The organism is Mycoplasma sp. HS2188, assembly GCF_025209835.1.
In the GTDB taxonomy this organism is placed as follows: Bacteria; Bacillota_I; Bacilli_A; order Mycoplasmatales; family Metamycoplasmataceae; genus Mycoplasmopsis.
In genome coordinates this window covers 26,100-34,561 of sequence record NZ_JAOAOI010000008.1, presented here as the reverse complement: position 1 = coordinate 34,561, position 8,462 = coordinate 26,100, and the positions used below count along the sequence as shown (strand labels likewise).

General features: G+C 30.0%; 10 protein-coding genes. All 10 read right to left on the bottom strand.

The window, feature by feature from the left end:
* The coding region (locus tag N1F73_RS02930) for a DEAD/DEAH box helicase family protein (protein ID WP_260360042.1) at positions 1-846 on the bottom strand (846 nt) is incomplete at its 3' end.
* The gene (locus N1F73_RS02925) at positions 833-1,720 is read right to left on the bottom strand and encodes a DNA methyltransferase (protein WP_260360041.1); all 888 of its coding nucleotides are present in this window, start codon (positions 1,718-1,720) and stop codon (positions 833-835) included. The genes N1F73_RS02930 and N1F73_RS02925, both read right to left, overlap by 14 nt.
* Before the next feature lie 23 nt (positions 1,721-1,743).
* Positions 1,744-2,451, bottom strand: coding sequence for a DNA methyltransferase (locus N1F73_RS02920; protein ID WP_260360040.1), 708 nt, complete (start codon positions 2,449-2,451; stop codon positions 1,744-1,746).
* A gap of 525 nt (positions 2,452-2,976) precedes the next feature.
* Positions 2,977-3,930 carry a DNA polymerase III subunit delta gene (holA, locus tag N1F73_RS02915; RefSeq protein ID WP_260360039.1) on the bottom strand — a complete coding sequence of 318 codons (954 nt, stop codon included), beginning with the start codon at positions 3,928-3,930 and terminating at the stop codon, positions 2,977-2,979.
* An 87-nt stretch (positions 3,931-4,017) separates the two neighbouring features.
* Positions 4,018-4,599, bottom strand: coding sequence for an NAD(P)H-dependent oxidoreductase (locus N1F73_RS02910; protein ID WP_259290442.1), 582 nt, complete (start codon positions 4,597-4,599; stop codon positions 4,018-4,020).
* Positions 4,600-4,764: 165 nt separating this feature from the next.
* Positions 4,765-5,388, bottom strand: a complete 624-nt coding sequence (locus N1F73_RS02905) for a variable surface lipoprotein (RefSeq protein WP_260360038.1) — start codon at positions 5,386-5,388, stop codon at positions 4,765-4,767.
* Positions 5,389-5,491: 103 nt separating this feature from the next.
* The gene (locus N1F73_RS02900) at positions 5,492-5,719 is read right to left on the bottom strand and encodes a Smr/MutS family protein (protein ID WP_260360037.1); all 228 of its coding nucleotides are present in this window, start codon (positions 5,717-5,719) and stop codon (positions 5,492-5,494) included.
* On the bottom strand, positions 5,712-6,542 hold the full coding sequence (gene mutM, locus N1F73_RS02895) for a DNA-formamidopyrimidine glycosylase (RefSeq protein WP_260360036.1): 831 nt from the start codon (positions 6,540-6,542) through the stop codon (positions 5,712-5,714). Before mutM ends, N1F73_RS02900 begins: the two co-directional genes overlap by 8 nt.
* 2 nt (positions 6,543-6,544) lie before the next feature.
* Complete coding sequence (locus N1F73_RS02890) at positions 6,545-7,246, bottom strand: 16S rRNA (uracil(1498)-N(3))-methyltransferase (protein ID WP_260360035.1); 702 nt, start codon at positions 7,244-7,246, stop codon at positions 6,545-6,547.
* A gap of 84 nt (positions 7,247-7,330) precedes the next feature.
* A complete protein-coding gene (locus N1F73_RS02885) occupies positions 7,331-8,461 on the bottom strand; it encodes a hypothetical protein (protein ID WP_260360034.1) in 1,131 nt (376 codons plus the stop codon).
* Position 8,462: the final 1 nt, after the last annotated feature.

Here is an 8,462-nt window from a genome sequence, read left to right as displayed (position 1 = left end):
TGGATGAATATTGATTAATGCCGGTTCTGATTCGGCATCATCATAAGCTTTTTTGATTTCTTTAAATCTTTCACATGCTTTTTGCAATAAATCAAAGTCACTAATTTCTTCTAAAAATTTATCGACCATAAAATCATTTCTTTTTGCTTCGGTTTTAATTAATTTAATTGAGTCTGTTTGCAATTCTTTTTCAGTGATTACTACTTGATTTTGTGTTCTTGGCGGAGTAGCTGTCATTTTGATAATATATTGTGCAGCTTTTTGCACCAAAGCTTCAAAATGCTTCTCATTTTGTTGATTTTTATTTTTTAAATCGCTTCTGTCAATGTCAACAAAATTGTTTTTAACTTCGCCCCCGTGGTGTGATTCATCTCTTATGTAGATTAATTTATAACCTTCACTTTTAATTTCTTGTATAAAGTTTTCTAGATAATTATATTCAGTAAGGATTCTGCCTTTACCAAAAGTTGAAGCTCCAAAAATCATTACTTTATTTTGTTCTAAAACTAACTGTGGCTCGTAGTCTTTATTTTTAGTTTTATTAACACTGGGCGATTCAATTCTTTCAATATTTCTAATTGAATATAAAACATGTTTATATTCGTTTAAATTTTGTTCCATTTGTTTAGGCAATTCGCCGGAAGACAAAGTTGCTATAATGAAGAATAATTTTTGCTTGTGTCCGTGTAATTTAATTAAAAGATCAATCACATTAGCGATCATAAATGTTTTACCACTACCGGTAGGTGCTTTAAAATAAACAGATGACTTATTATCCAAATCGCATTTTTCGACTAATTCATTAACTGCTCTAGCTTGCACATCAGATAAATTAATTGCTGCCATTTTGCTTTTCCTTATCATTATCAAGCGGTTTTAGAGACATTAAATCATAGTACAGATGCTTTTCGAATTTTGTTGACGTTGTAATTCCATTATCTTGTAATTCTTTAATTAAGGTTTGCTTAATCAATTCATTATTAACATTGTCATTAAAAAGTTGTGTGTCAAAATATTCAATGTTAAAAACATTAAGATTTTGTTTATAAGGCTCGTTTTTTTCTAGTCATTTGAATGTTTCTTCTTTTGTTCCTTTACCATTATTTATTCTGTAAAGTCTTTCGTAAGTCACATCGTGCGCGATGTTATTTTCGTTATTAGTAACAAGGGTAAAAGTTCTGTTTCCGCCATCTTCTCTATTCAATTCCATAACGGCGTGACCTGTTGTGCCAGAACCGGCGAAGAAATCAAGAACACGAATATCTTGATCAAACATTTTTAATAATTGGATTATTAAAGTTATGGGTTTTGGATATAAAAATTTATTTTTATCAACTAAAATTTTTTCAATTAATGAACTTCCATCTGATGTGTATCCGTTATTTTTTCCATCTCAAATTAAATTTACATTTCCAGAACCTTTACTTTCTGAAAGAAAAACTTTTTTTCTAGGTATAGAATCATTATTTTTACCTCAATAAATTCTATTATCGCTTTGCAATTTTAAAAATGTTTCTTTAGAAAAATTTCATGGTAAATTAAATTTAATTCCTGCTGGAGAGATAACTTCATATGATTTTGGATTTTTTTTCTTATACATCTGAACCGTCATATATAAACCTCTTGAATCATTGTCTGGGTTTTTGTAAGTTTTATCAATATATTCATCTCTTAAAGGTTTATTTAATAATTTAAGTGTTTTTTCATTTTTTGAAAACATAATAATATATTCATTTTGTATAGTTATTCCATTTTTTTGTCGTTTGAAATTGTATATTTATTTTGTCATATTATATTTGCCACAAAATTTTCTTCACCAAATATTTCGTCCATTAAAACTTTTAAATAAGCTTGTTCAGCATCATCAATTGATACAAAAATAACCCCATCTTCTTTCAATAGGTCTTTTGCCATTCTTAAACGTTCGTTCATCATATTTAGTCAACCTGTGCGGCTGAATTTATCACGATAAATAAATTTTGAAGCTGCGATATCATCTTTTTCGCCATTTTTTAAACTATTTCCGTCGCTCAAAGATGATTCAGTATTATAAGGAGGATCGATGTAAATTACATCGTAAAGTGCATTTGAGTCGCTAGCGACTCTCTCTCTCTCTCTCTCTATCACTAATAGATTCTTTAAAGCGTCATAGTTTTCACCGATAATAAGAGTGTTTTGGAATTCTTGTTGGTTCAACACATCATTAACAAATGATCTTTCCTCATCCTTTTTAAGCAAGGCTAAAGATGTGTTTTTGCTAGCTGGCGCTTCATCAAAAACAAAACCAGTTTTCACTCTTTTGATTAGAAATTGATAAACGTTTTGTAAATCTTTTTCATCTGTTCTTTTTAAGATATTAATTATTAGTTCTTTTTGATCTTGATTAATATCGTTTTTTGATATTTCATTGATTTTATCAATATAATCATTTAAGATTATTTCTTTTCTCATATTTTCTCCTTATTGATACGTTAGCTAGTTTTTATCTAATTAAAATTATATTATTCATAAATGTAATTATGAAATGAAATATCGGCCGTACAGATAATTAGACGAAATTTTATTGTCATTGTGACTGATGATTCATTAAGATCTGAATAGTTATCTATGTTTTTTAAATTGTGTCCATAAATGCAAAATACGCAACAAACTAGAAAATAAAAAAAGTGTCACAACAGAAGTTGTGACTGAAAAATATTTTTTTCGGCTTGTCCACTCACAATATATCCCACTTCTAAGTCTCAACTGCGACGATTCCACTTGGCGATTCAGATATATTTTGATATCAATATTATACACTTGACATATAGAACTAATAAGAATTTATTTAACTTTTTTAAGCGTCATGTAAGAAACAAAAAAAGCCTTTTTGACAGACTTTTTATTGAATTGGGACTGATATTTCGTCAAGAATTTATATAGTTAGCAATATATTTAAATTTTGCTATATAAATATTTTAAATTTTAAACAAACTCTTAATTAAAATTCATAACTAGAAAATTTTCAAAGCCCACAAACTCATCGATTTTTCCATTTTTAATGTCACGATCTAACTGTGCAAGTTCTTTAATCATTTTGTGTACTCTTTTTACACCAATTGTGTTTAAAAGACCGTACACTTTTTTAACTCGGTATTGATTTAATTTTAATTCGTTCGCAACATCAATTAGACTTTTTTTAGCTTTACTAAAGCAATAAATTTGGTCTGCCAAAATTAATAATTGACTCAATTGCCCAATCAAATAACCGATTTGCGTACCTTCATTGAGTTTTTCTTTATATTTACGTCAAATTAAGTTGAAATTATCTTTCTCAAAACTATTGGCAAAGCCAAATGCGTCCTCTAAATAAATATTGCTAACTGTGTTTTCAATATTTTCGACACTGATATTAGGGTTTAAATTGATTAGCTTAATTAGCTCAAGATTAATTAAATATAAGTCATTAGGGACTTTTTTTAATAAAGCTTCGATCGCAAGGTTATTAATGTTGCCACCAAGATGTTTAACCATTTGCACTATTTGTTTATTTAATTCATTCTCTTGTATTGAGTTGGCATACAGCAGTGTTATATCTTTTTTGTTGAGAAAATTTGTAAATTCATTATTGACAATTTTTGTTTTTTGTTCAATATTATTATTGATAAAAATAATAATATCTTGAGTATTTGCGTGTAATGCGGCCATTAAATTGCTCATTGCATTCAATGCGTTATTTTTGATTTTTTCTTCTAAATAAACGCAGTCATAAATAACAATAATGCGACTCGCACCAAACAGATTATTTGCAGCCACAATATCAATTAGATCATTGACATTATTTTCCTCATTAAAATAATAATTAACTACTTCATGACCTTTATTTGAGTCTAATATTGATTTCAAATATTGATTAATAAAATATTTTTCGCTACCGTAGATTAAATACATGTCCTTATTATAATATATTGCCCACATTGACAAATTTATTTGTCAAAGAGTATAAAAAAATCAAACCCGTTAGGGTTTGAAAAATGATTATAGAGAGTCAACAAGTTTTTTGAATTCATCAACACGTGTTTTAGCGTATTTTGCAGTATCACCATTAATTAAATCTGGCATTTTTGTTCCGTTAACTTCAATAAAGTTTACTGATTTAGCACCTAAGAAATTAAATACAGAACGTAGTCATTTTACTTGGATTGAATCTACACCAGGTTGTTGTGGACCACCTTGTGATGTTACTAAAATTACATTTAGGTTTTTTAATAAACCGACTGGATTTCCGTCAGTTGACAATTTGTATGAGAATGATAAATCAGCGATTGAAATGGCGTCAATAAAGTTTTTAACTAGTGATGGAACTGTAAAGTTAACTACTGTTGAAGATAATACTAATAAATCTGTTTCTTTTAGTTTATTAATTCAACCTGGTCCATCTACTTCGCCTCAGTATGTAGCAATGTTGCTTTGTGATAAAGGTGCTCTGTTAAATACTGAATCTGTTAGGTTGATTCTTTCTGGTTTGCCTAGTGCTTCGTGAAATTCGTTCATTAAAGCTGTTGTGTATGATGTTTCATTTGTGAAAAATGAACCATCGATAAAGATTGTTTTTTTCATAATATTTCCTTTCATATTTTTATATATATTGCTAATTATATATAACAATAAAAAACAATAAAAGCAAAAAAAACAATTTTTCGTCGTTTTTTTGCTTTTTTAACACTTTTTGCTTTTTTAGGGATTTTGGCAAAGAAAAAATACCCTAACGGGTATTAAATTAGATTAAGAAATAAATAATTCGTAAACTTCAGTACCTACTGTACCTTGTGCTTCTCTATTGCCGCTTCTAAAGAATCTAAATTTGATTTTGTAGTGTCCATCAACATTTTCAACATTAATATAACCACTATTTTGGGTGTATTCTTTAGATTTGCTTTGGTATGTTGGGCGATCAGCGTTAGCTACTGTGAAACCACTTGGTATATTTTCAAGTGTACCTAGCTTAATACCTTCAAAAGGTCTTTTACTTTCTGATTTACCATAAACGGTTGTAGCACCATCGTAAGTACTGATGAATACTTGTAAACCTGTACCTTTTTTAGGTGTTATTAAGTCAGCATCAACAATTGTTTTGCCTGGTGTAGGTCTAAATTCAACTTCTGAAAAATTTTCTTGATATTGTTCATATTGTAGTTGTTGTTTATCGCCTTGTGCTGAAGCAACTTCGCCGGCATTTTTAGTACCTTGTGTTGATAGAACAACTTTAGTTGCTGCTGTGTTTGCAGCTGGTGTGTCAGAGTCAGTTTTTTTAACATTTTCATTAGTATTGTTGCACGAAACAACAAATGCTGACGAAGAAATAGTTGTTAAAACTGCCCCTAAGCCAATTAAAAATTTATTTTTCATATTATCTCCTAAGTTTTCACTTATATTATAAACTAAAAAGGTAATATTAAAAATTAAGCATCACCGATGCTGGCTCACATTGGTTATTTTTGCTTAATTTTTACTAATAATAATCTTCTAAATAAACCAAATAAACACCTTCACGCTCAATACTTCATTCATAATTTGATTCGCGTAAATATTCTTCGACAATAACTTTTAAAACTCCCATGCCATTGCCTGTGATTATTTCGACAATCTCATGTCCTTGCTCTTGAGCTTCAAAAAAAGCGAACTCAATTCGTGAAAGAGCTTGATTTATGTCGCAACCATGTAAGTCAATTCTATACATTTTCAACTTCCCCTTGACAATTAGCACAATAATAAGTACCTCTACCACCTATTCAATATTTTTTAATTATAGACTGGCAACGATAACAGTGTTTTCTATCTCGTCCATGAACTTTCAATTCATTTTGGTATTTTCCTTTTTCGCCATTTAATGATGAGTATGATTGAATTGAAGAACCGCCCATTAGTGTTGCTGTATGCATAATTTGGCCCGCATTTGTGACTAAATCTGCTAGATCTTGCTTACTCAATTTATTGGCAGGGGTGGAAGGATTAATTTTACTTAATCATAATGCTTCATTAGCATAAATATTTCCAATACCTAAAATCAACTTTTGATCGAGTAAAATGTTTTTGATAGCCTGTGTTCTTTTTCTAATTTTTGAATAAAGTTCATCAATATTAGTTTCTAGTGGAACTTTTCCTAAATCTTTTAGTGGTTGTGTTGTATACAACTCACTTTTTGTTTTAAGATGAAAAGTGGCAAAGGCTCTGGCGTCATTAAAATATAAAACCCCATTGTTTAATCTAAACACGACATGGTCGTGAATTGTTGGCTGATGGTATTTATCATAAAATGCGTATTTACCAGTCATTCTTAAATGATTTAATATAAAAATTTCGTGACTTAACTCAATAATAATGTGTTTACCTAAATTGAAAATATTGTTAATAGTTTTATTTATAATTGCTTTTTTAAATTCACTTGCACTGGCGTTTTGAATTAGTTTTTCTTTATAAATTTCAACATCAATGATTGATGAGCCTTGAATGTAAGGTCTTAATTTATTAACTACAGTGGCAACTTCGGGCATTTCTGGCATAATTACTCCTTTACTAGCGCAAGCATACTGATTGCAGCGGTTTCGGCTCTTAAAATTCTTTTACCTAGTGAAATAAAGTGGATCTTATCGTTATTTAGTGCAATGCTTCACTCTATTTCATCTTTGCTTAGACCACCTTCAGGACCTACAACGATTAGCGAATTTGTTTGAATTGAGTTTATCTGGTGTTTAGAATCTAATTGCTCGTGGGCAATATAAATATTGTAATTTTTGTCAAGATATTGTGTTATTAACTCACGAAAAGATTGAACTTGTGTTATTTGCGGAATGATATTTCTAAATGATTGTTGTGCGGCCTCTTTAATTTTTGTTCTGTAGCGCACATATTTTTTTTCATTTTTAAAGTTGATCTCTAAATATTTGCGATTACTAAATTGTGAGAGCATCGGAATAATTGTTTTGACACCTAACTCAACTGCTTTTTCAATCATTCATTCAAATCTTTCGCCCTTGATGACTGGGGCTGCGAGTACAAGATCGCTTTGATATTCATGATTGAGTTCCACTTTTGCAATAATATCAGCTTGATTTGTGTCTTTGTTATAACGACAACGATAAAATTCGTTGTGATAATTTAGCAAAAACTCATCATCAAATAAACGAGCAACTTTTAAATGATGAAGCAAATCACTATCCAAAACGAACGAATTATTTATTTTTTGACTAACGAAAAAACGATGCATACAACTCCTTAAAATTTCTTTTATAATAATACCAAATTACCTATATAACCAGTATATAAAAAAAACAGGCCTGGCCTGTTTAGTTTAATTGAAAATAGGAACTTGTGGTGAGTTTTTTTCTTCTTTTTCTTCTTCGTGAACATCGTTGTCAATTAGCAACATTTCTGAAGTAATATTGAATGCATTATCTACTTCATCGACTATTTCGGGTTGTGAGTTAATATTGTTTTGTGATAATTTAATATCCAAATTAGTAGTTGTATTTTTTTGTTTATTTCGATTATCTTCGGCCAAAACATAAGCAATTTTGATTGAACCCGCTTTGGCTTGGCTATCTGTTTGAAATGCGGTTTTGAACAATAGATTTTCTTCGTCTAGGTTATAACGTTTAAATAGGCTTTTTCTAATTTCACTTATTTGATTACCAGTGGCATTATTTGATTCTATGTGCAATATCATTTGTGCAAAATGATCAGATTTAGTAATGAATTTAGCACGTTCAGCTTCATCAACAAGAGCATTCGCGACTGCATCTTTCTCATCAGCTTGGCCAGAAGAAATTAAAATTTGACCGCCGTGTAAAAACATGTTTTTTATTGTATTGAAATCAATGTTTGATTGCATTTTTTCAAAAATTATGTCAAATAATACATTCAGTGCATTATTGGCAATTAGGCCCGGTAGTTCTATTAAACTGGTCATTGGTAAATCTAAAGAATCGCTTAGGTCGCTGTAGTCGATTACCATATATGAATTTACAGATTCTTTTATATTTTGTAAACCTTGCAGTGCTTTTCTACGAACTGATTTACCGTAAATATCCTCGGAAGGCATTGAAATTATCGCTAATGTGGCAATATTCATTTGTTGTGCATATTGAGCGATGATTGGTGTAGCACCACTGCCTGTTCCGCCGCCAGCGCCAGCTGCTAAAATTAATAAATCAGTATCTTTAATAATATTTTTTATTAATTCTTCATTGTCTTCGACACATTGGGCGCCAATTCATGGCTCACCTGCCGTGCCTTTAAATTGAACACTTTGGCCTAAATTTATTTGTTTAACGTTTTCATTACCGGAGAAATCTTTAATGTCAGTTTGTGCCTCAAAAAGCTCAATGTTTTGGTCTTGAAAAGAGAATAAGTTAATAATATTTCGTCCTTCTCCACCAATACCAATTATTTTTATTTTTATTTGGTTAGCATTTACTGACATA